We start from the raw sequence: 26,244 nt of genomic DNA, 5'->3' as shown, positions 1-26,244 counted from the left end.
GTCGACAGTTCAAGTATTGATCAGTATCCGATTCAGTCCAGTCGCGACTGATCGTTTTTTAAACAGATTTGGAATACGCGCGCTTCGCTTGAGTTCTCATCGGGCCGGTGCACGGGTGCGGTTGTTGCGTATTATTTCTGACTGATATCAATGAAAACGTTGGCGCGCTGAAAGTAAAGTGCATTGCGGGTTCACATAGACATTGCCCAACGACCGTTCAGTCGGGATAATCCCTCGCACCGGGTAAATCGTATCGCCACGTATCTGTGGCCCTGCGCAACCCTCCCTAATCCGACCTTTGCAGACCTCTTCCTCATGCACAAAGAACCCCGTAAGGTCCGTGAGTTTCGCCGCCGTGAGCAGGAAATTCTCGACACCGCACTCAAGCTGTTCCTTGAACAAGGTGAAGACAGCGTCACCGTCGAGATGATCGCGGATGCCGTGGGTATCGGCAAAGGCACGATCTACAAGCACTTCAAGTCCAAGGCCGAGATCTACCTGCGCCTGATGCTCGACTACGAGCGCGACTTGAACGAGCTGCTGCATTCGGCCGACGTCGACAAGGACAAGGAAGCCCTGTCCCGTGCCTACTTCGAGTTCCGCATGCGTGACCCGCAGCGCTATCGCCTGTTCGACCGGCTGGAAGAGAAGGTGGTCAAGGGCCATCAGGTGCCGGAGATGGTCGAGGAACTGCACAAGATTCGCGCCTCGAACTTCGAACGCCTGACCCTGCTGATCAAGGGCCGCATCAGTGAAGGCAAGCTTGAAGATGTGCCGCCGTATTTCCACTATTGCGCCGCCTGGGCCCTGGTGCACGGTGCCGTGGCGCTTTACCACTCGCCGTTCTGGAGCAACGTGCTGGAAGACCAGGAAGGTTTCTTCCAGTTTTTGATGGATATCGGCGTGCGTATGGGCAACAAGCGCAAGCACAGCAGCGAGCCCCCGGCGATTGAAGCAACGCCGGCCCAAACGCCTGCCACGTAATGATTTGCTGCCAGGCGTAGTACCCCAGGAATATACTCAGGCAAGGACTCTTGCTAAAAGCTGATTTATCAGTCAGCTTTTAGCGCGCCCGAATCATCCTCTGCCGGAGTGATCCATGATCGTTGATCGTCAAGGCAGGCGTTTTCGCAATTTGCGGATCAGCCTGACCTCAGCCTGCAATTACGCGTGTACCTACTGCGTGCCCAACGGCAAGCGGCTGGTGGCTGCCCAGGACGAACTCTCGGCCGAGGCCATGGCCCGTGGTGTGGAATACCTGATCGAAGCGGCGGGCATCGACCGCCTGCGCATCACTGGCGGTGAGCCGCTGGTCAGCCCCAAGCTGGAAGCTTTCATGGGCGCCGTGGGGGGGATGGGTCTCAGCGATATCAGCCTGACCACCAACGGCCAACTGCTGGCGCGCAAGCTGCCGCTGCTGGTGGAAGCCGGGATCAAGCGCATCAACGTGTCCCTCGACACCCTGGATGCGGATGCCTTCCGTAGTATCGCCCGTGGTGGCGACCTGGCCACGGTGCTCGACGGCATGGACCGGGCCCGCGCTGCCGGCATCAAGATCAAGGTCAATATGGTGCCGTTACGCGGCCAGAACCTCGACCAGGTCATGCCGCTGCTCGACTACTGCCTGGAGCGTGGCTACGAGTTGCGCTTTATCGAGTTGATGCGCATGGGCCACTTGGCCAAGGACTCCAACGCGTTCCTGCAGCAGTTTGTCAGCCTGCAACAACTGCTGGGCCTGATCGGCGAACAGTATGAATACCTGCAAGCCAACGCCCCCGTGGACGCCACGGCCGTACGCTACGAAGTGCCGGGCAAGGGTTTCTTTGGTGTGATCGCCAACGAGAGCGTGCCGTTCTGCCGCACCTGTTCGCGGTTGCGCTTGTCGTCCACTGGTTGGCTGCATGGCTGCCTGTCGTCGAGTAACCGTCACTACGTCGGCGACCTGCTGGACAAGCCGCGCCATCAAGCGCTGCCGGCGTTGCAAGGCCTGTTGATGAAGGCCCTGGGCGACAAACAGGAAGTGGCCTTCTCGGGCGGTGCAACCATCATGAAGATCATCGGCGGCTAACCAACCCGCCCAGACAGCACACAACCAAATGTGGGAGGGGGCAAGCCCCCTCCCACATTTGTTATGGGTTGTCACCAAATGGCGCAAAACCTGCATCACACGCCCATTCGCCGGTTTTCCGTCACCGGCTTCTGGAGGATTAGGATGCGTAGTCTGGTTTTGTTGCTGGCGTCGTTGACGCTGAGTGGCTGCATGACCGTCAGCGATATGGCCGAAGGCACCCGCTATCAGATGAGCGACGCCGGTTTGCTCGACTACAGCGATACCCGCCGTACCGCCTCGGTACGCATACAGCCGGACTCCTTCGTCTTTATCGCCCAGGGCGCCTTTGTGCCGCCGGGCAGTGCCTATCCGCGTCCGAACGTGGTGGCCGAAGAAGCCTTCAATGGTTTTGTCGAATACTTCCCCATGGTGCGCCGCGCCCGTCAGCCCGAAGGCCTGGAGCAGGCCATGGCCGAAGCCCGTGCGGCGGGGGCTCACTACCTGCTGTACTGCCGTTTCGCCAAGGCGGATGACCGCATCGGCAACGCGGATGAATGGGCTGACCAGGAGGCCCTCGACCGTGTCGGCCTGGACAGCGGCGTTATCCAGATCATGTTGATCGAGACCAGCACCCAGTATTTGATTGATACTGCCCGTATTCGCAGTCGTGGCGGTTTACTGACGTTCCACGACAACAAGCCACAAGACCTGATCGCCCGCCCGCTGGCGCAGTATGCTCGCGGTCTGCTGGGGATGAGTGATCAGTAAGGACCAGGAGAACCCCATGACCGATACCGCCAAGGCCAACGACCTGTTGGCCCAACTGCCCAAAGGCAAGGGACCGGCCCCGGTGCACCTGTGGAACCCGGACTTCTGCGGCAATATCGACATGCGCATCGCCCGTGATGGCACCTGGTTCTACCAGGGCACGCCGATCGGGCGCAAGCCGATGGTCAAGCTGTTCTCCAACATCATCCGCCGCGATGGCGATGATTACTTTCTGATCACCCCCGTGGAAAAAGTCGGCATCACCGTCGATGATGCGCCGTTTGTCGCCATTACCCTGGAAGTCGAAGGGCAGGGCGAAAGCCAGGTGCTGCGCTTCACCACTAACGTCGATGAGCAGGTCGAAGCCGGCCTCGAACACCCGCTGCGGGTGGTGATCGATTCCGTCACCCAGGAACCTGCGCCCTATGTGCGAGTGCGCAGCAACCTCGAAGCCCTGGTGCACCGCAATGCGTTCTACCAATTGGTGGAGCTGGCAGTGAGCCGTCCGATCAACGGTCAGAACTGGCTGGGCGTCTGGAGCGCAGGGGAGTTTTTCCCCATTGGCCTGGAACCCTGAGGCCGGTTTTTTCATTTCCCTGAAATAATTCACTTGCTGCACATGGGCGCTTTGCGTTATCAATTTGTACATGATTAGACATGTTCGATTTGATAAGAAAAAACGCGTCGTCGACGAGCTCATCCGCCGTATCGAGGGTGGGGTGATGGCCGACGGTTTCCTGCTGCCGGGCGAGCATCAGTTGGCCGAGGAGTTCGCGGTCAGCCGCGGCACCCTGCGTGAGGCCCTCGCCGAACTCAAGCGGCGTAACTATATTGCGACCCAGAGCGGCGTCGGCTCCATCGTCACCTTTGACGGCATGGTGCTCGACCAGCGCAGTGGCTGGGCCCAAGCCCTGGCGGACACCGGTGCGAAGGTCAATACCGATATCCTGCGCCTGGAAGCGGTGACCCGTCCGGACCTGTTCAGCCGTTTTGGCAGCGACCAATTCATTGCCCTCGACCGTCGCCGTCGCACCACTGACGGCACTGCCGTGTCCCTGGAACGCTCGCTGATGCCCGCTTCCGGAGGCCTGGAGGGCCTGCCGAGAGTCGGCCTGATCGATAATTCCCTGACCATTACCCTGGCTGCCTACGGTTATGTCGGCGCCGAAGGCGACCAATGGATCGGTGCAGAGCCCCTCAGCGATGAAGATGCCGAGTTGCTTGGCCGGCCAGCCGGCACGGTGTTCCTCAAGGCCTCGCGTACCACCTACGACCGTCGCGAGCGTTTCATGGAGTACGTCGAAAGCTTGCTCGATCCCCTGCACTTTCGCCTGCACCTGCAATTTGGAAACTCGAAATGACCCCGCTCAATCGCGCCCTCGGCGCCTTCTACGGCCTGGCCTTGGGCGATGCCCTGGGCATGCCGACCCAGTCCCTGAGCCGCGAACAGGTGCGCGCGCGTTTCGGTGCCATCACCGGCCTTGAAGACGCCGACGCGGACCAGCCCATCGCACCGAACATGCCCGCCGGCTCCATCACCGATGACACCGAACAGGCCATCCTGGTGGGCGAGTTGCTGGTGGAAGGCCGAGGCAAGATTGAACCCACTGTGCTTGCCCAACGCCTGATCGACTGGGAAGCGGTGATGCGTGCCAAGGGCTCGCAGGATTTGCTCGGCCCCTCCACCAAGCGCGCGATCGACATGATCCTCGCCGGCCACACCCCGGAAGAGTCTGGCCGTTACGGCACCACCAACGGCGCCGCGATGCGCATCACGCCGGTGGGGATTGCCGCCGATGTCAGTGACCCGGCACCGTTTATCCAGGCGGTGATCCAGGCCTGTCAGGTTACCCACAACACCACCCTGGGTATTTCCAGTGCGGCGGCGGTGGCGGCGGTGGTATCAGCCGGAATCAACGGCGTGGACCTGGGCGAAGCGTTGAACATCGGCACCCAGGTTGCCCAGCAGGCCGAAGGCCATGGTCACTGGATCGCCGGTGGGCGGATTTCCACGCGCATCAGTTGGGCGCGGACCTTGAGCGTCGGCAGCGGCGACAAGGCCCTGTTCGCCGACCTGTTGTACGAATTGATCGGTACCTCCGTCGCGTCCCAGGAGTCGGTGGTGGTGTCATTTGCCCTGGCCCAGCAAGTGGCGGTGGGCGAGATGAGTGCTTTCGAGGCGCTGTGCCTGGCGGCCAGTCTTGGCGGTGACACTGACACCATCGCCGCGATTCTCGGCGCCATGCTCGGTGCGTGCCTGGGCATGCAGTGCTGGCCTGAGGCGCTGATCGAACAGATCAAGCAGGTCAATGATTTGGACCTGCAGCCCTTGGTCCAGGGGCTGCTCACAATACGCACCCCGTAGGAGCGAGCTTGCTCGCGAAGGGACGTTAACGATAACGCGCAAAGCCAGGCAGCACGCGGCGCCCTGACGTTTTTCGCGAGCAAGCTCGCTCCTACAGTGATTCATCGAGTCAGGATGACCGGTCAACGCTTTGATTCTCTGCCACAACCACAACAATACAGGCACTTGGAGCACCCCTCATGAGCAGCACATCTTCCGGCCAAAGCGCCGGGCAATTGGAAACACGCGGCATCGAACCGGTTCCTGAAGGCGAGTGCAATGGCCACCCGCTGCAACTGTTCTGGGTGTGGTTCGCGGCCAATATCAGCATCCTCGGCTTGCCGCTCGGCGCCACCCTGGTCGCGTTTCGCGGCCTGGCGATCTGGCAGGCCATCATCGTTGCGATCCTCGGCGCCGCCGGCTCCTTTGCGGTGGTGGGCATTATCTCCATCGCCGGCCGTCGTGGTCGTGCGCCCAGCCTGACCCTGTCCCGCGCCATCTTCGGCGTGCGCGGCAATATCGGGCCGACCCTGGTGTCGCTGATGTCGCGCCTGGGCTGGGAAACCGTCAACACCACTACCGCCGCCTTTGTGCTGCTGTCGTTGTGCTCGATCCTGTTCGGTTCGCCGGTCGAAGCCAAAAGCGCGCCGGTGCTCACCCTGGTCTTCATCGCCATCTTTGTGCTGCTGACCTTGTCAGTGTCCGGCCTGGGCCATGCCACCTTGCTGGTGATCCAGAAGTGGGCCACCTATGTGTTCGGCGCGTTGAACATCCTGGTGGGCGGTTTCCTCTGCGCCACCATCGACTGGAGCGCGGTGTTCAACGCCACCCCGGCACCGCTGAGCGCGATGATCATCGGCGTCGGCACCATGGCGGCCGGCACCGGTATCGGCTGGGCCAACGCCGGTGCCGACATGTCGCGCTACCAGCACCGCAGCGTCAAGGCCGTGCGCCTGGTGGCGTCGGCGGCGTTCGGTGCGGGCATTCCGCTGGTGCTGTTGATCACCCTCGGCGGCCTGCTGTCGGTGGGCAACAATGACCTGGCTTCGGCCACTGACCCTATCATCGCGATCCGCGACATGTTGCCGACCTGGATGGCCGTGCCGTACCTGATCACCGCGTTCGGTGGGTTGCTGCTGTCCAACAACCTATCGGTGTACTCGGCGGGTCTCACCACCCTGACCCTCGGTTTGAAGGTCAAGCGCGTGCATGCGGTGATCGTCGACATCGTGGCGATCTTTGCCGGTTCGATTTACTTCATGCTGATCGCCGACAGTTTCTACGGCCCGTTCATCACCTTCATCTCTTTGCTGGCGGTGCCGATCACGGCATGGGTCGGCATCTTCGTGGTCGACCTGATCCACCGTCACTACTACAGTCCCAAGGACCTGCTGGACGTGAGCCCAAGCAGCGCCTACTGGTATCGCGGCGGTGTGGAGTGGCGTGCCTTCGGTGCCTGGGCCGTGGCGATCGTGCTGGGGTTCAGTTTCACCACCATCGGCACCACCGCCGAGAACATCTGGTTCGCCGGGCCTTTGTCCGACTCCTGGCTGGGCCACAACGGCCTGGGCTGGATCGTCACCTTCCTGGTGGCCGGTGGGATTTATGCAGTACTGGGCGGTGCGGCTGACCGTCGCCCGGCTTTAGTAGAGAGCCCCAATGTCTAGATTGCTGCACACCGGCCAGGTCATCGTCGACCTGGTCATGGCCCTCGATACCTTGCCCGCAACCGGCGGCGACGTGCTGGCGCAATCGGCCAGTTTCGAAGCCGGCGGTGGCTTCAATGTGATGGCGGCTGCGCGGCGCAATGGGCTGGCGGTGGTCTACCTGGGCCGTCACGGCAACGGGCGTTTCGGCGACCTGGCGCGTGCGGCGATGCAGGCGGAAGGTGTCGAGATCGCCCAAGCGGCCAGCACGGACAAAGACACGGGGTTGTGTGTGTCGCTGACCGAGGCCAGCACCGAACGCACCTTCATTTCCCATATCGGCGCTGAAGGCGAGTTGAGCGCCGAGGACCTGGCGCGCGTGGTCCCGCAGCCGGACGATTACGTGTATGTGAGTGGCTACAGCCTGTTGCTGGAAGGCAAGGCGCAGGCCCTGCTCGACTGGTTGCTGGCCCTGCCTCGCGCTATCAAGGTGGTGTTCGACCCCGGTCCGTTGGTGACGGCACCGGATTCAGCGCTGATGGTCGCGTTGTTGCCGCGTATCGATATCTGGACCAGTAATGGCCCTGAGGCGCTGGCGTTTACAGGGGCGGGTACGGTTGCAGAGGCGTTGGTCGACCTCAATCGTCATCTGCCCGGCGATGCCTTGCTGGTGGTGCGGGATGGGCCGAATGGCTGCTGGGTGAGCCGCAATGGCCAGGCCGAGCATGTGCCGGGGTTCAAGGTGACGGCGGTGGACAGCAATGGCGCTGGGGATGCCCATGCCGGGGTGTTTATCGCAGGGTTGGCCGATGGCCTGGCACCTGCCCAGGCAGCACGCCGGGCGAATGCGGCAGCGGCGCTGGCGGTGACGCGCTGGGGGCCGGCTACCTCGCCTGTTGCCGCAGAAGTCGACGCCTTGCTCCGGGAGTAGGGCGGGTCAAAAAATGTGGGAGGGGGCGAGCCCCTCCCACATTTGAGGCTACTGGCTCGTTTCAGACTCCAACTTACGCGCCTCATCCACACCCGACGCCGTCAGCTTGATCGGCAGGTTCAACGCATATTCACCGGCGGCGTCGGTGGTCACATGCCCATCCTTGATCAGGCCGCGATCCTGCAGGAACGCCAACGCACTGGCGACGACTTTTTCTCCGCGGTAGTTATCCAACACCTCCTTACCCAGCCCCTGGGGGTGAGCGTGCAGCAGGCGGGTCAAGACTTCTTTCTCAAGGTCTTTGTCGACGTTCATGCGTACCTCTTCACTGGGAAATGATCGGGTGTTCGTCTTGTGTTGGGTGGATCAAGGCGCAGGTTGTTTCGGAGCGCCGGGCAGGTTCGAGTCATCGCCCTTATTGATCTTGGGTTCATTGACCGATGGACCCATTTTGCCGTTGCCGACGGCGGCTGGTGCCTGGCGTTGGGTGTCATGGCCCTGGGTATGCGGGTCAGCGGCATTGGTATTGTCAATGACTGCGCCGCCATTGGTGTCCAGGCCGGTGCCCATGGATTTCTGGGACTCGGTGGTGGCGTCCGGATTGGTCGGGCCGGTGGAGGAGGTGGCCGCAAAACCGCTCAGCGAAACCGAAGACAACAGGCCAGCCAGGGCGAGGGCAGCAAACTTGGAATGCTTCATGAGGGTGTCTCCATATGATGAATGTCCTTACCCTCTATTGGTCCGCCGGTGCTCTGCGTTCGTGCCTTGATGGCGACGAACGGTCTTGCGTCACCTGTAAGATTTTGTGTGCCAGTGACCACGAAATTGCGCTGCAACTCGTCACGAAAGCGCCTTAGTATGTGTGCTTTGAAATTGCCAAGGCTCGCCCATGACCATCGAGATTCGCCCCGCCGTGCCCAGCGATGCTGCGCAGATCCTGACTTTCATCACTGAGTTGGCCGAGTATGAGAAGGCCCGGCATGAAGTGATCGCCAGTGTGGTGGACATCGAGCGTAGCCTGTTCAGCGAAGGGGCGACCGCCCATGGCCTGATCTGTTTGCGCGATGGCTTGCCGATTGGTTTTGCGGTGTTCTTCTTCAGCTATTCCACTTGGCTGGGCAGCAACTGCCTGTACCTGGAAGACCTGTACATCAACCCGGAGCAACGCGGCGGCGGCGCGGGCAAGAAGCTCTTGCGCCACTTGGCGAAGATCGCGTTCGACAACGGCTGCGGGCGCTTCGAGTGGAGCGTGCTGGACTGGAACGAACCGGCGATTGCGTTCTACAAATCCATCGGTGCCCAGCCGCAGGAGGAGTGGGTGCGCTATCGCATGGAGGGTGATGCGCTGCGTGACTTCGCCCTAGGCTAAAGACCGTAGATCAAAATGTGGGAGGGGGCTTGCCCCCGATAGCGGAGTGTCAGTCACCCAAGATGCTGGCTGATCGACCGTTATCGGGGGCAAGCCCCCTCCCACATTTTTTTGCGATTTTCTCATAATATGGGATGCAAATTTATATATTGAGATATTTCAAAAGATGGGTTTATAGTCGGCTGCATCAGCACTCACTACCAAAAATAAAACAGGTGAAGCGATGCAGGCACAACCGTTGTCACTCCCTGCCGTGCCCGAACCCACCTACGGCGAGCGGCTCAAAGGCAAAGTGGTGATCATCACCGGTGCCGCCCAAGGCATTGGCGAGGCGATCGTCGCGTGTTTCCAGGCGCAGCAGGCGAAGCTGGTCATCGCTGACATCCAGGGCGAAAAGGTCGAGCACGTTGCCGCCCACTGGCGCGCACGTGGCGCCGAGATCTACGCGCAACCCGTCGATATCACGTCCAAGGAGCAATGGCAGGCGCTGGTCAATGTGGCCATCGAGCGTTTCGGTCGTGTGGATGTACTGGTCAATTGCGCCGGGGTCAATGTGTTCCGCGACCCGCTGGAGATGACCGACGAAGACTGGCGCCGCTGCTTCGCCATCGACCTCGACGGCGCCTGGTACGGCTGCCGCACGGTGTTGCCGCACATGATCGAGCAGGGCCTCGGCAACATCATCAACATTGCTTCCACCCATTCCAGCCACATCATTCCTGGCTGCTTCCCCTATCCCGTGGCCAAGCATGGCCTGCTTGGCCTGACCCGCGCCCTCGGCATCGAATACGCGCCCAAGGGCATCCGTGTGAATGCTATCGCGCCGGGCTACATCGAAACCCAACTCAATGTCGACTACTGGAACGGTTCCCCCGACCCCCACGCCGAGCGCCAGCGTGCGTTCGACCTGCACCCGCCCAAGCGCATCGGCCAGCCGATCGAAGTGGCGATGACCGCGTTGTTCCTGGCGACCGACGAGGCGCCGTTTATCAATGCCACCTGCCTGATGATCGATGGCGGGCGGTCTGTGATGTACCACGACTGAAGCGTTTTCCAATAACAAGAAAGAGGTGGTTCATGTTCAAGAAGACTTTAGGCACCCTGGCACTCGCAATGGCTTTCAGCAGCGTGGCACTCGCCGAAGAAGTGAAGATCGGTTTCCTGGTCAAGCAGGCTGAAGAGCCGTGGTTCCAGACCGAATGGGCCTTCGCCGAGAAAGCCGGCAAGGAACACGGCTTTACCGTGATCAAGATCGCCGTGCCCGACGGTGAAAAAACCCTCTCGGCCATCGACAGCCTGGCTGCCAACGGCGCCAAGGGCTTTGTGATCTGCCCGCCGGACGTGTCCCTCGGCCCGGCCATCGTCGCCAAGGCCAAGGTCAATGGCCTGAAAGTCATGGCCGTGGATGATCGCTTCGTGGATGCAAAGGGCAACTTCATGGAAGACGTGCCGTACCTGGGCATGGCTGCCTTTGAAGTGGGCCAGAAGCAGGGCGCCGCAATGGCAACCGAAGCGAAAAAACGCGGCTGGGACTGGAAGGAAACCTACGCCGTGATCAACACCTATAACGAACTCGACACCGGCAAGAAGCGCACCGACGGTTCGATCAAGTCCCTGGAAGACGCCGGCCTACCCAAAGACCATATCCTGACCGCCGCGCTCAAGACCCTCGACGTACCCGGCAGCATGGACGCCACCAACTCGGCGCTGGTCAAGCTGCCCAGCGGCGCGAAAAACCTGATCATCGGCGGCATGAATGACAACACCGTGCTCGGCGGCGTACGCGCCACCGAAAGCGCGGGCTTCAAGGCGGCCAACGTGATCGGTATCGGCATCAATGGCACCGACGCCATCGGCGAGTTGAAAAAGGCTGACAGCGGCTTCTTCGGCTCGATGCTGCCCAGCCCGCATATCGAGGGTTACAACACCGCGTTGGCGATGTATGAGTGGGTCACCAAAGGCACCGAACCTGCGAAATATACGGCGATGGACGAAGTGACCCTGATCACCCGCGCCAACTTCCAGGCAGAGCTGACCAAGATCGGGCTGTGGAAATGACCGGCGCGGCCTTGCGCTTCAACGGCATCGGCAAGGAATTTCCCGGTGTGAAAGCCCTGGCGCAGATCAGCTTTGAAGCGCGGCCGCGTGAGGTGCATGCGTTGATGGGCGAGAACGGCGCGGGCAAGTCGACGCTGCTGAAAATCCTTGGCGGTGCCTACTTGCCCAGCAGCGGCACGTTGCAGATCGGCGCGCAGACCATGGACTTCAAGTCTGCCGCCGACAGCATTGCCAGCGGCGTGGCGGTGATCCACCAGGAACTGCACCTGGTGCCGGAAATGACCGTGGCCGAGAACCTGTTCCTTGGGCACCTGCCGACCCGTTTCGGGGTGGTCAACCGCAGCCAGTTGCGCCAGCAAGCGTTGGCCTGCCTCAAGGGCCTGGCGGATGAAATCGACCCGGATGAAAAGCTCGGCCGTCTGTCCCTCGGGCAACGCCAACTGGTGGAAATCGCCAAGGCGCTGTCCCGTGGCGCCCATGTGATTGCCTTCGACGAGCCCACCAGCAGCCTGTCGGCGCGGGAGATTGACCGCTTGATGGCGATCATCACGCGGCTGCGTGACGAAGGCAAAGTGGTGCTCTACGTCTCCCACCGCATGGAAGAAGTGTTCCGCATTTGCAACGCCGTCACGGTGTTCAAGGACGGTCGCTACGTGCGCACCTTCGACGACATGAGCACCCTGACCCACGACCAATTGGTGACGTGCATGGTCGGCCGCGATATCCAGGACATCTACGACTACCGCCCGCGTGAACAGGGCGATGTAGCGCTGAAGGTCGAGGGCTTGCTTGGCCCGGGCTTGCGTGAGCCTGTCAGCTTGCAGGTGCACAAGGGCGAGATTCTGGGTCTGTTCGGCTTGGTCGGGGCAGGGCGCACGGAGCTGTTTCGACTGCTGAGTGGTTTGACCCGCAGCACTTCCGGCAGCCTGGAACTGTGCGGTCAGGCCCTGCAACTGCGTTCACCGCGCGATGCCATCGCCGCCGGCGTACTGCTGTGCCCGGAAGACCGCAAGAAGGAAGGCATCATTCCGCTGTCCAGCGTCGCCGAGAACATCAATATCAGCGCGCGTGGCGCCCACTCCGCGTTCGGCTGGCTGCTGCGCGACGGCTGGGAAAAGGCCAACGCAGACCGGCAAATCAAAAGCATGAAGGTCAAGACGCCGAACGCCGAACAGAAAATCATGTACCTGTCCGGCGGCAACCAGCAGAAGGCCATTCTCGGCCGCTGGCTGTCGATGCCGATGAAAGTGCTGCTGTTGGACGAACCCACCCGTGGCATCGATATCGGCGCCAAGTCGGAGATCTACCAGATCATCCATAACCTGGCAGCCAGCGGGATTGCGGTAATCGTGGTGTCCAGTGACCTGATGGAAGTGATGGGTATTTCCGACCGCATCCTGGTGATGAGCGAAGGTGCCCTGACCGGCGAACTCGCCCGTGACCAGGCGGATGAAACACGGCTGTTGCAACTGGCTCTCCCGCGTTCGCGGGCTTGAAGAATTCGAGGTGAATGATGTCTGAGGTAAAAACTGCAAAGGGCTTCTGGCCGGGTTTCAACCAGCGCAAATTCCTCGATGACTGGGTGATGCTGCTCGCCGCGTTGAGTATCTTTGTGCTGAGCGCGTTGTTTATCGACAACTTCCTTTCACCGCTGAACATGCGCGGGCTGGGCCTGGCGATTTCCACCGTGGGCATCGCCGCGTGCACCATGTTGTTCTGCCTGGCATCCGGGCATTTCGATTTGTCGGTGGGCTCGGTGATCGCCTGCGCCGGTGTGGTCGCGGGTATCGTGATCCGTGACACCGACAGCGTGGTGCTCGGTGTGTCGGCGGCATTGGCCATGGGCCTGGTGGTGGGGCTGATCAACGGCATTGTCATCGCCAAGCTGCGTATCAACGCCTTGATCGCGACGTTGGCGACCATGCAGATCGTGCGCGGCCTGGCTTACATTTTCTCCAACGGCAAGGCCGTCGGTGTGATGGACGAAGGTTTCTTTGTGTTTGGCAACGGCCAACTGATGGGCGTGCCGGTGCCGATCATCATCACCGTGCTGTGCTTTGTGTTCTTCGGCTGGCTGCTCAACTACACCACCTACGGGCGCAACACCATGGCCATCGGTGGCAACCAGGAAGCGGCGTTGCTGGCCGGGGTGAACGTCGATCGCACCAAGATCATCATCTTTGCCGTGCACGGGTTGATCGGTGCGTTGGCCGGGGTGATCCTCGCCTCGCGCATGACCTCGGGCCAGCCGATGATTGGGCAGGGGTTCGAGCTGACCGTGATCTCGGCGTGCGTATTGGGCGGGGTGTCGTTGAGTGGCGGCATCGGCATGATCCGCCATGTGATTGCCGGGGTGTTGATTTTGGCGATCATCGAGAATGCGATGAACCTGAAAAATATCGACACCTTCTATCAGTACGTCATCCGTGGCTCGATCCTGTTGCTGGCGGTCATCATCGACCGCATGAAACAGCGCTGATCCCCAGCCCTATGAAGATTCAAATGTGGGAGGGGGCTTGCCCCCGATAGCGGTGGGTCAGTGGATACATGTTTCTCTGATGTGCCGCCATCGGGGGCAAGCCCCCTCCCACATTTGGATCGCCACTGTATTGAGGGTCGGTATTTGCCATAATGCCCCCGCTTTCACACTAATAGGCCCGATATGCAGGAAAACGCCCACACCCCCGTCAAAGACACCGCCCCCACCGGCACCCAGACCCTGCTGCGCGGCCTGGGCGTGGTGCAGGCCGTGGCGGCGGGTGCGCGGGATCTGAAAGAGATCGCCAAGCGCATCGGCACCACCCGCAGCACCACCCACCGCCTGGCCAGTTGTCTGGTGGACGAGCGTTACCTGCGCGTAGTGCCGCAAGTCGGTTACCTGCTGGGGCCGAAGTTGATCGAGCTGGGTTTCCAGGCGCGCGAAGAGCTGCCGCTGGTGACCTTGGCTATCCCCTATCTGGATGAGCTGTCGGCATTGACCGGTGACACTATCCACCTGGCCATTCGCGAATACGACGACGTGCTTTACCTGCACAAGAACCCCGGCCGCAATGGCCCGGAAATGCGCTCGCGGGTCGGCCACCGCATGCCGCTGGCGCGCACCGGAATTGGCAAGGCATTGCTGCTGGATGACACGGTGCAAGAGTGGCAGCGTCTGTACGACGTCAGCCTGCCGGTGGGCGGGAAAAGCCTGCAATGGCCGCAGCACCCGGAACAATCCTGGGCACAGTTCGAGCAGCGCATGCGTGAATACGTGGTGGGCGGGTATGCGTTCGACCTGGAAGACAACGAACCGTCGATTCGCTGCGTGGCGGCACCGGTGCGCGATGCCAGCCGGCGAATCGTCGCGGGCATCAGCATCGCCAGTACCGTGCCCTACATGCCCTTGGAGAAAATGGCCGAGCTGATTCCCGTGGTCAAACAGGTCGCAGCCCGGCTGTCGGCGGAGTTGGGCGCGAAGGCCTGATCAGGCCTTCAAGGTCGCCATGTCAATGACAAAGCGGTACTTCACATCGCCGGCGATCATGCGGCTGTAGGCTTCGTTGATCTGGCGGATGTCGAGCATTTCGATGTCGCAGGTGATGTTGTGCTCGGCGCAGAAATCCAGGACTTCCTGGGTCTCGGCAATGCCACCGATCAAGGAGCCCGCCAGTACTTTACGGCCCAGCACCAGCTTGGCGGCGTTGACCGGCGGGTCGACCGGCTCGATCAGGCCGACCAGGATGTGCACGCCGTCAAAGCGCAGCACGTCGAGGTAGGGGTTCAGGTCGTGCTGCACCGGGATGGTGTCCAACAGGAAGTCGAAACGGCCGGCGGCGGCTTTCATCTGCTCGGCATCGGTGGACACGATCACATGGTCGGCACCCTGGCGACGACCTTCTTCGGCTTTGCTCGCCGAGCGGGTGAACAACGTCACTTCCGCGCCCATGGCCTTGGCGAACTTGATGCCCATATGGCCCAGGCCACCCATGCCCAGCACGCCGACTTTATCGCCGGCCTTCACGCCGTAGTGCTTGAGCGGCGAGTAGGTGGTGATGCCGGCGCACAGGATCGGCGCCGCGCTGGCCAGGTCGAGCTTGGCCGGGATCTTCACGACGAAGTGCTCGCTGACCACGATGCTGTCGGAGTAACCGCCCATGGTGTTGCTGCCGTCTACACGGTCCGGGGTGGCGTAGGTCATGGTCGGACCTTCGAGGCAGTATTGCTCCAGGTCTGACTTGCAGGCGTCGCAGTGACGGCACGAATCGACCATGCAGCCTACGCCGACCAGGTCGCCAATTTTGTGCGCGGTGACGTTGGCGCCCACGGCGGTGACCTTGCCGACAATCTCGTGGCCCGGCATCAGCGGGTACACGGCGATGCCCCATTCGTTGCGAGCCTGGTGGATGTCGGAGTGGCAGACGCCGCAGTAGAGGATCTCGATGGCCACGTCATCGGTGCGCGGGCTGCGGCGCTGGAAAGACATGGGGGCGAGGGGAGTGGTGGCCGACTGGGCGGCATAACCGATGGCGGTGTACATGGGGAAACCTCGCAAAGCAATGACAGGTGAGGTGGCGCATTCTCCGCGCCGGGTCCTGATGCGGCCATGGCGATTGCTCCGAGTCTCATGCCTATTCGTCCGGGAGTGCCCCTGGTTTGGATCCATTGGCCGCCAGACCTGCGATGATGTTCTCATCCCTTACTCGCGAAGTTTTTTGCCATGTTGTTGACCCGCCATCTCGATGCCAATGCCACCTTGGTTGCCTTGATTGAGGGGCTTACGCCCTGCGACGGTTTTTCCCCGACCCACCTGTCCGGTGTGCAAGTGCTGCGCGCCAGTTGTGACGTGGCACGCGGGCCGCAGATCTATGAGCCGAGCCTGATGTTCGTGGCCCAAGGCAGCAAAGTCGCCTACCTGGGGCCGCGCACGTTGGAGTATGGCGCCGGACATTACCTGATCCAGGCCATGCCGGTGCCGTTCGAGTGCGAGACCTTTGCCATGGGGGCTGATGCGCCGTTGTACGGTGTCACGGTGGGCATTGACCGCGTGGTCCTGGGCGAATTGGTCATGGCCATGGGCATTCAGGCCGGGCCGCCACCGACCGCACAGACGCTGGAGTCGATGAGCTCGGTGATGCTCGATGACGCAATGCGCGGCGCCGTCGAGCGGCTGTTGCAATGCCTGCACGATCCGCTGGAAAGCCGGATCATGGGCGCGGCGCGGGTCCGGGAAGTGTTGTTCACCGCTCTGCGGGGCCCGCAGGCGGATGTGTTGCGAGCACTGGTGGAGCAGCAGGGACAGTTTTCGCGGATCGCCACGTCGTTGAATCACCTGCATGCCCATTACGCCGAACCGCTGAATATCGAGACGCTGGCGGGGTATGCGCATATGAGTGCGTCGACCTTTCATGAGCACTTCAAGCGCTGCACGTTGTTGTCGCCGGTGCAGTACCTCAAGCGTTTGCGTCTGCTCAAGGCCCAGCAGTTGCTGCTGGTGGACGGCATGGGTGTGGCGCAGGCGGCGCATAGTGTGGGGTATCAGAGTACGTCGCAGTTCAGTCGGGAATATAAACGCTACTTCGAACGCAACCCCGGTGAAGAGCGTGCTGCATAGTTATTCCAGGCAAAACGCAGATTAAATGTGGGAGCGGGCTTGCTCGCGAAGGCGGTGGACCAGTTAAAACATCTTTAACTGACACACCGCTTTCGCGAGCAAGCCCGCTCCCACATTTTGATTGGTGTTGGCCAAAAAAAGGCTCCCATTTGGGAGCCTTTTTGTTCGAGCCGCGAGCTTACATATTCGGGTAAGTCGGCCCACCCGCACCTTCCGGTGTGACCCAGGTGATGTTCTGCGAAGGGTCCTTGATGTCACAGGTCTTGCAGTGCACGCAGTTCTGGGCGTTGATCTGGAAGCGCTTCTCGCCGTCTTCCTGGGTGATCACTTCATACACGCCGGCCGGACAGTAGCGCTGCGCCGGTTCATCGTAGAGCGGCAGGTTGGTGCCGATCGGGATGCTGGCGTCTTTCAACTTCAAGTGGCATGGCTGTTCTTCTTCATGGTTGGTACCGGAGATGAACACCGAGCTCAGCTTGTCGAAGCTCAGCTTGCCGTCGGGTTTGGGGTAGTCGATCTTCTTGCTGTCCTTGGCCAGCTTGAGGCAGGCGTAGTCCGGCTTGGTGTCGTGCAGAGTGAACGGCATCTTGCCGCCCAGGATGTTCTGGTCGAACCAGTTGAAGCCGGCACCGATGATCGGGCCGAACTTGTGCATCGCCGGGCCGAAGTTGCGGCTGGCGAACAGTTCTTCGTAGAGCCAGCTGGACTTGAAGCTGTCGACGTAAGCGGTCAGTTCATCACCGCCTTCGGAGTCGGCAAACAGGCGGTCGGCCACGGCGTCGGCGGCGAGCATGCCGGACTTCATCGCGGTGTGGCTGCCCTTGATCTTGGCGAAGTTCAGGGTGCCGAGGTCGCACCCGATCAGCGCGCCGCCCTTGAAGACCATCTTCGGCAGCGAGTTCAGGCCGCCTTTGCAGATGGCACGGGCGCCGTAGCTGATGCGCTTGCCGCCTTCCAGGTACTGGGCCAGCACCGGGTGGTGCTTGAGGCGCTGGAACTCATCGAACGGCGACAGGAAAGTGTTGCTGTAGGACAGGTCGACGATCAGGCCGACTACTACCTGGTTGTTTTCCAGGTGATAGAGGAACGAGCCGCCGGTGTTCTCGGCGCTCATGATGTCCAGCGGCCAGCCGGCGGTGTGCACCACCAGGCCAGGCTGGTGCTTGGCTGGGTCGATTTCCCAGATTTCCTTGAGGCCGATGCCGTAGTGCTGGGCGTCGGCGTCGCTGTCCAGGTTGAAACGCTGGATCAGCTGCTTGCCGATATGGCCACGGCACCCTTCGGCGAACAGCGTGTATTTGCCACGCAGTTCCATGCCGGGGGTGTAGACGCCTTCTTTCGGGTTGCCTTCGCGGTCGACGCCGAGGTCACCGGTGATGATCCCGCGCACCACGCCGTGTTCGTCGAACAGCGCTTCCTGGGCGGCGAAGCCTGGGTAGACTTCCACACCGAGGTTCTCGGCCTGCTGGGCGAGCCAGCGGCACAGGTTGCCCAGGGAGATGATGTAGTTGCCTTCGTTGTGCATGGTCTTGGGCACAAAGAAGTCAGGCACCTTGGTGGAGGCTTCGGGGCTGCGCAGTACATAGATGTCGTCGCGCACCACTGGGGTATTGAGCGGGGCACCGAGTTCTTTCCAGTCCGGGAACAGTTCGTTCAGGGCGCGTGGTTCGAACACGGCACCGGAGAGGATATGCGCGCCGACTTCGGAGCCTTTCTCGACCACGCAGACGCTGATTTCCTTACCGGCTTCGGCGGCCTTCTGCTTCAGTCGGCAGGCGGCAGACAGTCCCGCCGGGCCAGCGCCGACGATGACCACGTCGAATTCCATGTATTCGCGTTCCACAGGCTATCTCCTACTCAAGGCTCAACAGGCTTTTTTTTCTAATGGGTGGAGGTTCGGTGTCGTCTTGCGGCAACGGCAAGACCCACCTTTCTCTCTAGGTGGCGCATTATATCTACACCACTGGCAGCGTCCAATACAAACGTTTGTTTGAATTGCTCGCAGGCTAGATAAATCAAAGTGGTGCGGCTTATGACTGGCTATTTTGCTGTATTGACCAGAATAGGCGTTCCGGTCAATATACGGTCGGTTTTGCGCTTACCGTAGGCAGACAGCAGGTTTCAAGAGCACGTCCAAAAGCAAGACAGGTGACGCGTGCCCAAACATTGGCGCGCAGTTTACACGCTGCGATAAAGAATGACCTCTCAGTCACCCCTGACGAACGGTCATCATTTCCCGTGAGCAAGGTCGCCGCCTGCGTTTTTGGAGGTGCCCTTGTGTGCCGATGAGCATCAACCGCCAGGTTCGCCTAGGCGACTTTCTTTTCACCGGAGAGTAACGAGGAATCCATGAAGGTTCTTGTAGCTGTCAAACGCGTTGTCGATTACAACGTGAAAGTTCGCGTCAAGGCGGACAATTCCGGCGTCGACCTCGCTAACGTCAAGATGTCGATGAACCCTTTCTGCGAAATCGCCGTGGAAGAAGCCGTACGCCTGAAAGAGAAAGGCGTGGCGACTGAAATCGTCGTGGTTTCCATCGGCCCGACCACTGCTCAAGAGCAGCTGCGTACCGCCCTGGCACTGGGCGCCGACCGCGCCATCCTGGTTGAGTCCGCTGAAGAGCTGACCTCCCTGGCCGTTGCCAAGCTGCTCAAAGCCGTTGTCGACAAGGAACAGCCTCAGCTGGTGATCCTCGGCAAACAGGCCATCGACAGCGACAACAACCAGACTGGCCAGATGCTGGCTGCGCTGACCGGCTACGGCCAGGGCACTTTCGCCTCCAAGGTCGAAGTGAGCGGCGACAGCGTGGCTGTCACCCGTGAAATCGACGGCGGCGCGCAGACCGTTTCTTTGAAACTGCCGGCCATCGTCACCACCGACCTGCGTTTGAACGAGCCGCGCTACGCGTCCCTGCCAAACATCATGAAAGCCAAGAAGAAGCCGCTTGAGTCGTTGACTCCGGAAGCTTTGGGCGTTTCCACCGCCTCTACCAACAAGACCGTGAAAGTTGAAGCACCGGCTGCACGCAGCGCGGGCATCAAGGTCAAGTCGGTAGCTGAACTGGTAGAGAAACTGAAAAACGAAGCGAAGGTAATCTAATCATGACTATCTTGGTAATCGCTGAACACGACAACAAGGTGCTGGCCCCGGCCACCCTGAACACCGTGGCTGCCGCTGCGAAAATCGGTGGTGATATCCACGTATTGGTTGCTGGTCAGGGCGCTGGCGCCGTGGCTGAAGCCGCTGCGAAAATCGCGGGCGTGAGCAAAGTACTGCTGGCCGACAACGCCGCTTACGCTCACCAGTTGCCGGAAAACGTTGCCCCTCTGGTTGCAGAGCTGGGCGCTGGCTACAGCCACATCCTGGCTGCCGCCACTTCCAACGGCAAAAACATCCTGCCACGTGTTGCTGCGCAACTGGACGTTGACCAGATCTCCGAGATCATCTCGGTCGAAAGCGCCGACACCTTCAAGCGCCCGATCTATGCCGGTAACGCTATCGCTACCGTACAGTCCAACGCTTCGGTCAAAGTCATCACCGTACGCGCCACCGGTTTCGACCCGGTTGCCGCCGAAGGTGGTTCGGCTGCCGTTGAAGCCGTCGCCGCTGCCCACGACGCTGGCACCTCCAGCTTTGTTGGCGAAGAGCTGGCCAAGTCGGACCGTCCTGAGCTGACCGCTGCCAAGATCGTCGTTTCCGGCGGGCGTGGCATGCAGAACGGTGACAACTTCAAGCACCTGTACGCCCTGGCCGACAAGCTGGGCGCTGCGGTCGGCGCTTCCCGCGCTGCCGTCGACGCAGGTTTCGTACCCAACGATATGCAGGTCGGCCAGACCGGCAAGATCGTTGCGCCACAGTTGTACATCGCCGTCGGTATCTCCGGCGCGATCCAGCACCTGGCCGGTATGAAAGACTCCAAGGTGATCGTTGCGATCAACAAGGACGAAGAAGCACCGATCTTCCAGGTGGCTGATTACGGCCTGGTGGCGGACTTGTTCGAAGCTGTCCCTGAGTTGGAGAAGCTGGTCTAATCCAGTCGCTTCACTTATAAAGAGCCCGGTCCTTGTGACCGGGCTTTTTTTTGACTTGCTGGAGACACTTGCCATGGAACTGCGTCCCTGGGCCGTACTGCTGGGCCTCACTCTGCTGCCGAGCCTGACGCTGGCCGCCGGCAAATGCGACCGCCTGGTGATCACCGGCAGTCCGGACGCGCCGCCCCTGCTCTGGCGTGACCCGCAAGACCCCACGCACCTCATCGGCGCCACCGCCGACGTGCTGCAACAAGTGGGCAAGGACCTCGGGTTGAAAATCGACCTGCTCTACGGCGGCAGACGTTCGCTGGCCCTGGATGAAGTGCGCAGCGGGCGCATGGATATCCTCGCCGATGCGCCGCTGAACCTGGGCGAGCTGGAAACCCTCGACTACATCCACCCGGCCCTGGTGCAGCTCGACTACCTGGTGTGGACGCGCAAGGATTCAGCGCTGGCCTACACCACGGCGGCGGACCTGCACGGGCACAAAGGCGCGGTGTCGGAACGTGCGCGCTTGAGTGCCGCCTTCGAAACGTTCGCCGGCCAGCAACTGAGCCTGCAACGCCTGCCGTCCTTGACGCCGGCGTTCCAGAAGCTGCTGCTGGGAGAGGTCGACTATGTCCTCGCCGGGCGTTATTCCGGCATGGCGATGGCGCAGACGTTGGGCATGAGCAACGACCTGATCACCCGCGATGTGCCCGTTGATCAGCCGGGCCTGTACCTGGCGATTTCCCACAACTCGGCCTGCAACGATCCGTGGTTGCGCGGACAGCTCGCCAAAAAGATGACAGAATTGCCCGGGTCTGGTGTGACGGAAGCCGCATTGCAGCGCAATCTGGAACGTTGGAAAGCGCAATTGCAACAACCCGTCGGCACCCCAACAAAGTAGGGATTTTCAGTGACTCTTCGACCTCTTTTCGCGGCCCTCGCCGTTGTCGCTCTGGCGGGATGTGCAGCTGATCCTGCGCCGAATGAACAAATTCGCCTCACCCAGCAAGCCCTTGAGCAAGCCAGCGCCGTTGGCGCCAACCCCGATGAATCGCCCGAACTAAAACTGGCCGAAGAGAAATTCGCCCGGGCCAAGTCGAGCATGGCTGACCAGTCCTACAAAAATGCACGCATGCGCTTTGAGCAAGCCGAGTTGGACGCGCGCCTGGCAGAAGCCAAAGTGTTGACCCGCAAGAGCCAGGAGCAGTTGAACGTGCTCAACACCCGCATCACTCGCCTGCGCAAGCAACTGCAGTTGGGGGAAGCCCAATGAGTCCGCTGATCCGTGGTTTGAGCTGTGCGCTGTTGTTGGGCACTGCCGTATTGGGCGGTTGTGCCAGCCATCCCGACAGCGAACAGGCCCTGCAACAGGCCGGGAATGACTTCCAGAAGGTCAAGGAAGACGCCAATGTGTTGCGCTTTGCGCCCAAGGACGTAATCCGCGCCGGTGAGTCCCTGGCCCGTGCCGACCGCTTGTCCAGCTACTGGGGCAGTGGTGCCGACGTGGTGCATTACGCCTACTTGAGCCAACGCTACAGCGCTATTGCCCGTGAACACACCGAACAGGCGCTCAACCAGGAGCGCGGTGCCAAGCTCGAACTGGAGCGCCAGCGCCTGCAACTGGCGCTGCGTGAAAGCAAGCTGAGCAGCGTGCAGCAGCAGGGTAAATGGCTTGAAGAGCAGATCGCCAGCCTGACCACCACCCAGACCGATCGTGGCCTGGTGATGACCCTGGGCGATGTGCTGTTCGACACCGGTGACGCCGAGCTGAAGAACTCGGCCAACCGCACAGTGCTCAAGATCGTGCAGTTCTTGCAACTGAACCCCAAGCGTGTGGTGCGTATCGAGGGCTACGCCGATAACACCGGCGGCGAGCAGGAAAACCTCAAACTGTCCCGCGACCGCGCGCAGTCGGTGGCTGATGTGCTGGTCGACCTGGGGATCGACGAAAAACGCATCCAGGTGGAAGGGTATGGTGACCAGTACCCGGTGGAGGCCAATGCCTCCGAGCGGGGCAGGGCGCAGAACCGTCGCGTTGAAATCGTCTTCTCTGACGAAAAAGGCCAACTCGGCGCCGCCCGGTAGAAGCCTGGAGCAGCTATGAATGTGGGAGGGGGCTTGCCCCCGATAGCGGTGCATCAGTCAGCAAATCTGTCGCTGACCCACCGTCATCGGGGGCAAGCCCCCTCCCACATTTTTTGGTGTGCACCCTCACAGTTTTACTGTCACTCCAACGCGCGCTCGACTATTGTGGCAACTGTCCCCGTACACTTCTAAACTGTGCCGGTATGTTTCACACAAAAATAAAATACCCGTGAAATCGAGTGCTGCGTCATGACCAATCTGTTGCTTTACCAACGTATCGCCCAGCAACTGGCTGAGGATATCCGGCGCGGTGTCTATCAACCGGGTGAGCGCGTGCCTTCGGTGCGCAAGATGAGCTCACAGCTGAACGTCAGCCACGCCACCGTGTTGCAGGCCTACGCCAACCTGGAAGACCAGGGGTTGATCCGGGCGCGGCCACAGTCCGGCTATTACGTGCACCAGACGCCAGCACTCACGGCGCCGACGCCGGACATTGCACGGGTCGAGCGCCCAGGGTTGGTCACCCGCAGCAGTATCATTCAACAGGTCTTGGGCGAATCGCGCCGCGAGGGTGTGTTTCCGTTGGGCGCCGCAGTGCCGAGCGTGGACTACCTGCCAGTACGCGCTCTGCACCAGCAATTGGCCAAGGTCACGCGCTTCCAGAGCCCGCGTGCATTCAGCTACATGTTCAGCCCCGGTTTCGAACCGCTGCGCCGCCAGGTGGCGATCCGCATGCGCGATGCGGGCGTGGTGGTGGACCCGTCCGAAGTGGTGATCACCCACGGTTGTGTCGATGCGTTGCAGATGTCGTTGCGGGTGCTGACGCGGCCTGGCGACCTGATTGCCGCTGAGTCGCCGACCTATTACGGGTTGCTGCAACTCGCCGATCTGTTGGGCCTCAAGGTCATCGAGATTCCCAGCGACCCGTCCACCGGCATGAGCCTGGAAGCCCTGCAACTGGCGGCCAACCAATGGTCGATCAAGGCCCTGGTGCTGACCACGCGCCTGAGCAACCCGCTGGGCGGCACCATGCCTGAGGAACGGCAGAAACAGTTACTGCGCCTGGCCTCGGACTTCGACATCCAGATTGTCGAGGACGATATCTACGGCGAGCTGATGTTCGAACTGGGCCGCACCAAGGCGCTGAAAGCCTATGACCGCCTGGATCGGGTTATCTATTGTTCAAGCTTTTCGAAGACGCTGTCCCCTGGTGTGCGCATTGGCTGGATGATCGCCGGCAAGTACCAGCAGGAGATCCAGCGCCTGCAGATGTTCAGCACTCACTCCGCCTGCAGTGTCACGCAGATGGGCGTTGCCGCTTACCTGGAGAATGGTGGCTACGACCGGCACCTGCGCTACATTCGCCAGGAGTACCGCAAGAACCTCAGCGCCTTTCAGCTGGCGGTGCAGCAGTATTTCCCGGAAGGCACCCAGATGACCCGTCCGACGGGCGGCTTCATCCTGTGGGTCAGTTTGCCTGGAAGGGTCAATACCCAGGAACTGCACGTGCGCGCACTGCAACAGGGCATCAGTATTGCGCCGGGGCTGATCTTCAGTAATACGGAGCAGTTCAACCACTGTATTCGCCTGAACTGCGGCACCCCGTGGAACCGCGAGGCAGAGCGGGCGCTGATGACGTTGGGGATGCTGGCGAGCCAGTTATGCCAGGAAACAGCAGCAGGATTATGACGCTCAGAAAGGGGACAAATCCTCTAGCACACTAATCACTATGCTTGTCATGGCGCGCACAACAAGCGAGCATATGGCCCTCTGCCGTTAATGCTGTAGGCGATATGACCTGTATTTTTCGCGCTGTTCTGGTAATTGGCCTGTTAAGCCTGTGCAACGTCGGCACAGTGCTGGCGGCAGCTCCTGTGAGTGAAACCAAGCCCGCCGCCAGTAACGAGCAGAAGCCCCCCGCGAAAAAAACGGCCCCCGTTAAAAAAGCCCCAGCGGTGAAGAAACCCACCGCTGCAGCCAAAAAACGTGCAGCCAGCAGGTCCAAGGCATCCCGCGAAGTGACGCAGACACAATTGCCACCGGCACAGTTGGACCTGTCCCTGCCGTCGGACATGGTCAGGCACTTGCAACCTATCGGCACCATGCCCAAACCTAAAAGTGTGCCCTTGCTGCCGCCGATGTTCGGCGAGAAACCCACCGACAACAGCGCCTTCCAGATCAACGGCCGCCTGCTCAGCAATGAAATGAAGCTGCAATTGCGCAACGAAGAACGGCGCGAAGTCGAAGGCGCCGCGGTGGAGTTCGAGTTCAAGCAGTAAACTTTTCCCGCAAACGTGACGCGTGCCCTCGACCATCTGTCGCAGACTGGTCAGTCACTTGTGTTTTCTGCGAAAAACCCCTGTTAACCCATTTTAAAACGGCTGTTTTAGGGCGTACTCTAGCCCGGCCATCCACATTGAGTCGTCGAGGACCTGCTGGTCATGAATTGCCGTGAAGGCTGTGGCGCTTGCTGCATCGCCCCCTCCATCAGTTCGCCATTACCGGGCATGCCACAGGGCAAACCGGCGGGCGAACGCTGCCTGCACCTGTCGGTCGAACAGCTATGCCTACTGTTCGGCCAGCCGGAGCGACCGGCGGTGTGCAGTGATTTCAAGGCAGATCTCGAGGTCTGCGGCACCGACCAGGCCGATGCGATCCGCTTGATCGGCTGGTGGGAGCAGATGACGGCGGCTTGATGGGCTTTACTATCGGAACTTCAACAATAAGGAATACAACAATGGGTTCGCTGAAACGAATGGCTGTGTTGTGCGGTTTTACGGTGTTGTTTGCTGCCACTGCCCAGGCTGAGGATTGGCAAGTCGCCAAGGACGAAGACGGTATCAAGGTGTCCCTGAGCGAAATTACCGGCTCCAAGTACAAGGCGTATCGCGGGGTGACCACGATCAAGGCGCCGGTGGCGAAGATCGTCGCGTTGCAGGAAGACGTAGTCGGTGCGTGCGCCTGGATCCACGAATGCAAGGCCCAGAAGCTGGTCGACAAGAAGGGCGACGAGAGCTGGACCTACACCCAATTCAAAGCACCGTTCCCCGTGACGGATCGCGATTCCTACCTGCATATCACCACGACCAAGGCCGCTGACGGCACCTTGACTCGTAAACTCGAAGGTGTCCCCACCTACAAGCCTGAAGAAAAAGGCTACGTGCGCGTCGCCCAAGTGGATGGCTTCTGGAAACTGGTGCCCAAAGGCGACAACCTGACCGAAGTCACCTACCAGGTGCACACCGAGCCAGGCGGCAGCGTCCCCTCGTGGTTGGCCAACAAGTTCGTGGTGGACGCCCCGTTCAACACCTTGAAAGCCTTGAAACAACACGCGGAAAAATAACTGCAGCTGATCCGGTGCCTCCGGCCTTGAGTGGAACG

At 60.8% G+C, this 26,244-nt stretch carries 28 protein-coding genes; 24 read left to right on the top strand and 4 right to left on the bottom strand.

Features of this window, described 5'->3' with window-relative positions; translation table 11 throughout:
* Positions 1-315 precede the first annotated feature (315 nt).
* From BLR69_RS14120 to BLR69_RS14085, 8 genes are all read left to right on the top strand, one after another.
* Entirely contained in the window at positions 316-984 is a 669-nt protein-coding gene (locus BLR69_RS14120) for a TetR/AcrR family transcriptional regulator (RefSeq protein ID WP_071493947.1), read from the top strand.
* 115 nt (positions 985-1,099) lie between these two features.
* Entirely contained in the window at positions 1,100-2,068 is a 969-nt protein-coding gene (locus BLR69_RS14115; protein ID WP_071493946.1) for a GTP 3',8-cyclase MoaA, read from the top strand.
* Between the two features lie 144 nt (positions 2,069-2,212).
* Entirely contained in the window at positions 2,213-2,818 is a 606-nt protein-coding gene (locus BLR69_RS14110) for a DUF4823 domain-containing protein (protein ID WP_071493945.1), read from the top strand.
* 16 nt (positions 2,819-2,834) lie between these two features.
* Positions 2,835-3,395: a DUF1285 domain-containing protein gene (locus tag BLR69_RS14105; protein WP_071493944.1), complete on the top strand. Its 561-nt coding sequence runs from the start codon at positions 2,835-2,837 to the stop codon at positions 3,393-3,395.
* A 70-nt stretch (positions 3,396-3,465) separates the two neighbouring features.
* Complete coding sequence (locus BLR69_RS14100) at positions 3,466-4,179, top strand: GntR family transcriptional regulator (protein ID WP_071493943.1); 714 nt, start codon at positions 3,466-3,468, stop codon at positions 4,177-4,179.
* Entirely contained in the window at positions 4,176-5,183 is a 1,008-nt protein-coding gene (locus tag BLR69_RS14095; protein ID WP_071493942.1) for an ADP-ribosylglycohydrolase family protein, read from the top strand. Before BLR69_RS14100 ends, BLR69_RS14095 begins: the two co-directional genes overlap by 4 nt.
* 179 nt (positions 5,184-5,362) lie before the next feature.
* The gene (locus BLR69_RS14090; protein WP_071493941.1) at positions 5,363-6,829 is read left to right on the top strand and encodes a purine-cytosine permease family protein; all 1,467 of its coding nucleotides are present in this window, start codon (positions 5,363-5,365) and stop codon (positions 6,827-6,829) included.
* Positions 6,822-7,739, top strand: coding sequence for a PfkB family carbohydrate kinase (locus BLR69_RS14085; protein WP_071493940.1), 918 nt, complete (start codon positions 6,822-6,824; stop codon positions 7,737-7,739). The genes BLR69_RS14090 and BLR69_RS14085 overlap by 8 nt, the downstream gene beginning before the upstream one ends.
* A 48-nt stretch (positions 7,740-7,787) precedes the next feature.
* On the opposite strand, the gene BLR69_RS14080 is transcribed toward BLR69_RS14085, so the two are convergent.
* On the bottom strand, positions 7,788-8,054 hold the full coding sequence (locus BLR69_RS14080) for a hypothetical protein (RefSeq protein ID WP_058427435.1): 267 nt from the start codon (positions 8,052-8,054) through the stop codon (positions 7,788-7,790).
* 51 nt (positions 8,055-8,105) lie between these two features.
* Positions 8,106-8,438 (bottom strand): hypothetical protein, encoded by a 333-nt coding sequence (locus BLR69_RS14075; RefSeq protein ID WP_058427434.1) that lies wholly within the window; start codon positions 8,436-8,438, stop codon positions 8,106-8,108.
* A 190-nt stretch (positions 8,439-8,628) separates the two neighbouring features.
* On the opposite strand from BLR69_RS14075, the gene BLR69_RS14070 reads away from it, so the two are divergent.
* The 6 genes from BLR69_RS14070 to BLR69_RS14045 all read left to right on the top strand — a co-directional run bounded on the left by BLR69_RS14070 (position 8,629) and on the right by BLR69_RS14045 (position 14,632).
* Positions 8,629-9,108, top strand: coding sequence for a GNAT family N-acetyltransferase (locus BLR69_RS14070; RefSeq protein ID WP_010208407.1), 480 nt, complete (start codon positions 8,629-8,631; stop codon positions 9,106-9,108).
* Positions 9,109-9,331: 223 nt separating this feature from the next.
* Positions 9,332-10,153 carry an SDR family oxidoreductase gene (locus BLR69_RS14065; protein ID WP_071493939.1) on the top strand — a complete coding sequence of 274 codons (822 nt, stop codon included), beginning with the start codon at positions 9,332-9,334 and terminating at the stop codon, positions 10,151-10,153.
* 32 nt (positions 10,154-10,185) lie between these two features.
* Complete coding sequence (locus tag BLR69_RS14060; protein WP_071493938.1) at positions 10,186-11,166, top strand: substrate-binding domain-containing protein; 981 nt, start codon at positions 10,186-10,188, stop codon at positions 11,164-11,166.
* The gene (araG, locus tag BLR69_RS14055) at positions 11,163-12,662 is read left to right on the top strand and encodes an L-arabinose ABC transporter ATP-binding protein AraG (RefSeq protein WP_071493937.1); all 1,500 of its coding nucleotides are present in this window, start codon (positions 11,163-11,165) and stop codon (positions 12,660-12,662) included. Before BLR69_RS14060 ends, araG begins: the two co-directional genes overlap by 4 nt.
* 17 nt (positions 12,663-12,679) lie before the next feature.
* Positions 12,680-13,645, top strand: coding sequence for an L-arabinose ABC transporter permease AraH (gene araH / locus BLR69_RS14050; protein ID WP_028617559.1), 966 nt, complete (start codon positions 12,680-12,682; stop codon positions 13,643-13,645).
* A gap of 183 nt (positions 13,646-13,828) precedes the next feature.
* The gene (locus BLR69_RS14045; protein ID WP_071493936.1) at positions 13,829-14,632 is read left to right on the top strand and encodes an IclR family transcriptional regulator; all 804 of its coding nucleotides are present in this window, start codon (positions 13,829-13,831) and stop codon (positions 14,630-14,632) included.
* On the opposite strand, the gene BLR69_RS14040 is transcribed toward BLR69_RS14045, so the two are convergent.
* Entirely contained in the window at positions 14,633-15,685 is a 1,053-nt protein-coding gene (locus BLR69_RS14040; protein WP_071493935.1) for an NAD(P)-dependent alcohol dehydrogenase, read from the bottom strand.
* Between the two features lie 180 nt (positions 15,686-15,865).
* Here BLR69_RS14040 and BLR69_RS14035 point away from each other — a divergent pair, with 180 nt between their 5' ends.
* Positions 15,866-16,759 carry an AraC family transcriptional regulator gene (locus BLR69_RS14035; RefSeq protein ID WP_071493934.1) on the top strand — a complete coding sequence of 298 codons (894 nt, stop codon included), beginning with the start codon at positions 15,866-15,868 and terminating at the stop codon, positions 16,757-16,759.
* A 178-nt stretch (positions 16,760-16,937) separates the two neighbouring features.
* On the opposite strand, the gene BLR69_RS14030 is transcribed toward BLR69_RS14035, so the two are convergent.
* Complete coding sequence (locus BLR69_RS14030) at positions 16,938-18,602, bottom strand: electron transfer flavoprotein-ubiquinone oxidoreductase (RefSeq protein ID WP_071493933.1); 1,665 nt, start codon at positions 18,600-18,602, stop codon at positions 16,938-16,940.
* 506 nt (positions 18,603-19,108) lie between these two features.
* Between BLR69_RS14030 and BLR69_RS14025 the strand changes: the two genes are divergently transcribed.
* The 9 genes from BLR69_RS14025 to BLR69_RS13985 all read left to right on the top strand — a co-directional run bounded on the left by BLR69_RS14025 (position 19,109) and on the right by BLR69_RS13985 (position 26,206).
* On the top strand, positions 19,109-19,858 hold the full coding sequence (locus tag BLR69_RS14025; RefSeq protein WP_057009251.1) for an electron transfer flavoprotein subunit beta/FixA family protein: 750 nt from the start codon (positions 19,109-19,111) through the stop codon (positions 19,856-19,858).
* A 2-nt stretch (positions 19,859-19,860) separates the two neighbouring features.
* Complete coding sequence (locus BLR69_RS14020; RefSeq protein WP_071493932.1) at positions 19,861-20,790, top strand: electron transfer flavoprotein subunit alpha/FixB family protein; 930 nt, start codon at positions 19,861-19,863, stop codon at positions 20,788-20,790.
* A 73-nt stretch (positions 20,791-20,863) separates the two neighbouring features.
* The gene (locus tag BLR69_RS14015) at positions 20,864-21,679 is read left to right on the top strand and encodes a substrate-binding periplasmic protein (RefSeq protein WP_071493931.1); all 816 of its coding nucleotides are present in this window, start codon (positions 20,864-20,866) and stop codon (positions 21,677-21,679) included.
* Between the two features lie 9 nt (positions 21,680-21,688).
* The gene (locus BLR69_RS14010; protein WP_058427423.1) at positions 21,689-22,051 is read left to right on the top strand and encodes a DUF4398 domain-containing protein; all 363 of its coding nucleotides are present in this window, start codon (positions 21,689-21,691) and stop codon (positions 22,049-22,051) included.
* On the top strand, positions 22,048-22,863 hold the full coding sequence (locus tag BLR69_RS14005; protein WP_071493930.1) for an OmpA family protein: 816 nt from the start codon (positions 22,048-22,050) through the stop codon (positions 22,861-22,863). The genes BLR69_RS14010 and BLR69_RS14005 overlap by 4 nt, the downstream gene beginning before the upstream one ends.
* A gap of 249 nt (positions 22,864-23,112) precedes the next feature.
* On the top strand, positions 23,113-24,552 hold the full coding sequence (locus tag BLR69_RS14000; protein WP_015885400.1) for an aminotransferase-like domain-containing protein: 1,440 nt from the start codon (positions 23,113-23,115) through the stop codon (positions 24,550-24,552).
* A gap of 104 nt (positions 24,553-24,656) precedes the next feature.
* Positions 24,657-25,142, top strand: a complete 486-nt coding sequence (locus BLR69_RS13995) for a translation initiation factor 2 (protein WP_071493929.1) — start codon at positions 24,657-24,659, stop codon at positions 25,140-25,142.
* Positions 25,143-25,304: 162 nt separating this feature from the next.
* Positions 25,305-25,559 (top strand): YkgJ family cysteine cluster protein, encoded by a 255-nt coding sequence (locus BLR69_RS13990; protein WP_071491547.1) that lies wholly within the window; start codon positions 25,305-25,307, stop codon positions 25,557-25,559.
* A 41-nt stretch (positions 25,560-25,600) separates the two neighbouring features.
* On the top strand, positions 25,601-26,206 hold the full coding sequence (locus BLR69_RS13985) for an START domain-containing protein (protein ID WP_071493928.1): 606 nt from the start codon (positions 25,601-25,603) through the stop codon (positions 26,204-26,206).
* The last annotated feature ends 38 nt before the right edge of the window (positions 26,207-26,244 follow it).

It is taken from the genome of Pseudomonas azotoformans, assembly GCF_900103345.1.
GTDB classification, from domain to species: Bacteria; Pseudomonadota; Gammaproteobacteria; order Pseudomonadales; family Pseudomonadaceae; genus Aquipseudomonas; species Aquipseudomonas azotoformans.
Note: the sequence above shows the minus strand (reverse complement) of the source record. Positions and strands in the feature narration are given on the sequence as shown.

Coding starts and splice junctions, on each gene's coding strand:
- BLR69_RS14120 (WP_071493947.1), top strand. CDS start 316: ATGCACAAAGAACCCCGTAAGGTCCGTGAGTTTCGCCGCCGTGAGCAG.
- BLR69_RS14115 (WP_071493946.1), top strand. CDS start 1,100: ATGATCGTTGATCGTCAAGGCAGGCGTTTTCGCAATTTGCGGATCAGC.
- BLR69_RS14110 (WP_071493945.1), top strand. CDS start 2,213: ATGCGTAGTCTGGTTTTGTTGCTGGCGTCGTTGACGCTGAGTGGCTGC.
- BLR69_RS14105 (WP_071493944.1), top strand. CDS start 2,835: ATGACCGATACCGCCAAGGCCAACGACCTGTTGGCCCAACTGCCCAAA.
- BLR69_RS14100 (WP_071493943.1), top strand. CDS start 3,466: ATGATTAGACATGTTCGATTTGATAAGAAAAAACGCGTCGTCGACGAG.
- BLR69_RS14095 (WP_071493942.1), top strand. CDS start 4,176: ATGACCCCGCTCAATCGCGCCCTCGGCGCCTTCTACGGCCTGGCCTTG.
- BLR69_RS14090 (WP_071493941.1), top strand. CDS start 5,363: ATGAGCAGCACATCTTCCGGCCAAAGCGCCGGGCAATTGGAAACACGC.
- BLR69_RS14085 (WP_071493940.1), top strand. CDS start 6,822: ATGTCTAGATTGCTGCACACCGGCCAGGTCATCGTCGACCTGGTCATG.
- BLR69_RS14080 (WP_058427435.1), bottom strand. CDS start 8,054: ATGAACGTCGACAAAGACCTTGAGAAAGAAGTCTTGACCCGCCTGCTG.
- BLR69_RS14075 (WP_058427434.1), bottom strand. CDS start 8,438: ATGAAGCATTCCAAGTTTGCTGCCCTCGCCCTGGCTGGCCTGTTGTCT.
- BLR69_RS14070 (WP_010208407.1), top strand. CDS start 8,629: ATGACCATCGAGATTCGCCCCGCCGTGCCCAGCGATGCTGCGCAGATC.
- BLR69_RS14065 (WP_071493939.1), top strand. CDS start 9,332: ATGCAGGCACAACCGTTGTCACTCCCTGCCGTGCCCGAACCCACCTAC.
- BLR69_RS14060 (WP_071493938.1), top strand. CDS start 10,186: ATGTTCAAGAAGACTTTAGGCACCCTGGCACTCGCAATGGCTTTCAGC.
- araG (WP_071493937.1), top strand. CDS start 11,163: ATGACCGGCGCGGCCTTGCGCTTCAACGGCATCGGCAAGGAATTTCCC.
- araH (WP_028617559.1), top strand. CDS start 12,680: ATGTCTGAGGTAAAAACTGCAAAGGGCTTCTGGCCGGGTTTCAACCAG.
- BLR69_RS14045 (WP_071493936.1), top strand. CDS start 13,829: ATGCAGGAAAACGCCCACACCCCCGTCAAAGACACCGCCCCCACCGGC.
- BLR69_RS14040 (WP_071493935.1), bottom strand. CDS start 15,685: ATGTACACCGCCATCGGTTATGCCGCCCAGTCGGCCACCACTCCCCTC.
- BLR69_RS14035 (WP_071493934.1), top strand. CDS start 15,866: ATGTTGTTGACCCGCCATCTCGATGCCAATGCCACCTTGGTTGCCTTG.
- BLR69_RS14025 (WP_057009251.1), top strand. CDS start 19,109: ATGAAGGTTCTTGTAGCTGTCAAACGCGTTGTCGATTACAACGTGAAA.
- BLR69_RS14020 (WP_071493932.1), top strand. CDS start 19,861: ATGACTATCTTGGTAATCGCTGAACACGACAACAAGGTGCTGGCCCCG.
- BLR69_RS14015 (WP_071493931.1), top strand. CDS start 20,864: ATGGAACTGCGTCCCTGGGCCGTACTGCTGGGCCTCACTCTGCTGCCG.
- BLR69_RS14005 (WP_071493930.1), top strand. CDS start 22,048: ATGAGTCCGCTGATCCGTGGTTTGAGCTGTGCGCTGTTGTTGGGCACT.
- BLR69_RS14000 (WP_015885400.1), top strand. CDS start 23,113: ATGACCAATCTGTTGCTTTACCAACGTATCGCCCAGCAACTGGCTGAG.
- BLR69_RS13995 (WP_071493929.1), top strand. CDS start 24,657: ATGACCTGTATTTTTCGCGCTGTTCTGGTAATTGGCCTGTTAAGCCTG.
- BLR69_RS13990 (WP_071491547.1), top strand. CDS start 25,305: ATGAATTGCCGTGAAGGCTGTGGCGCTTGCTGCATCGCCCCCTCCATC.
- BLR69_RS13985 (WP_071493928.1), top strand. CDS start 25,601: ATGGGTTCGCTGAAACGAATGGCTGTGTTGTGCGGTTTTACGGTGTTG.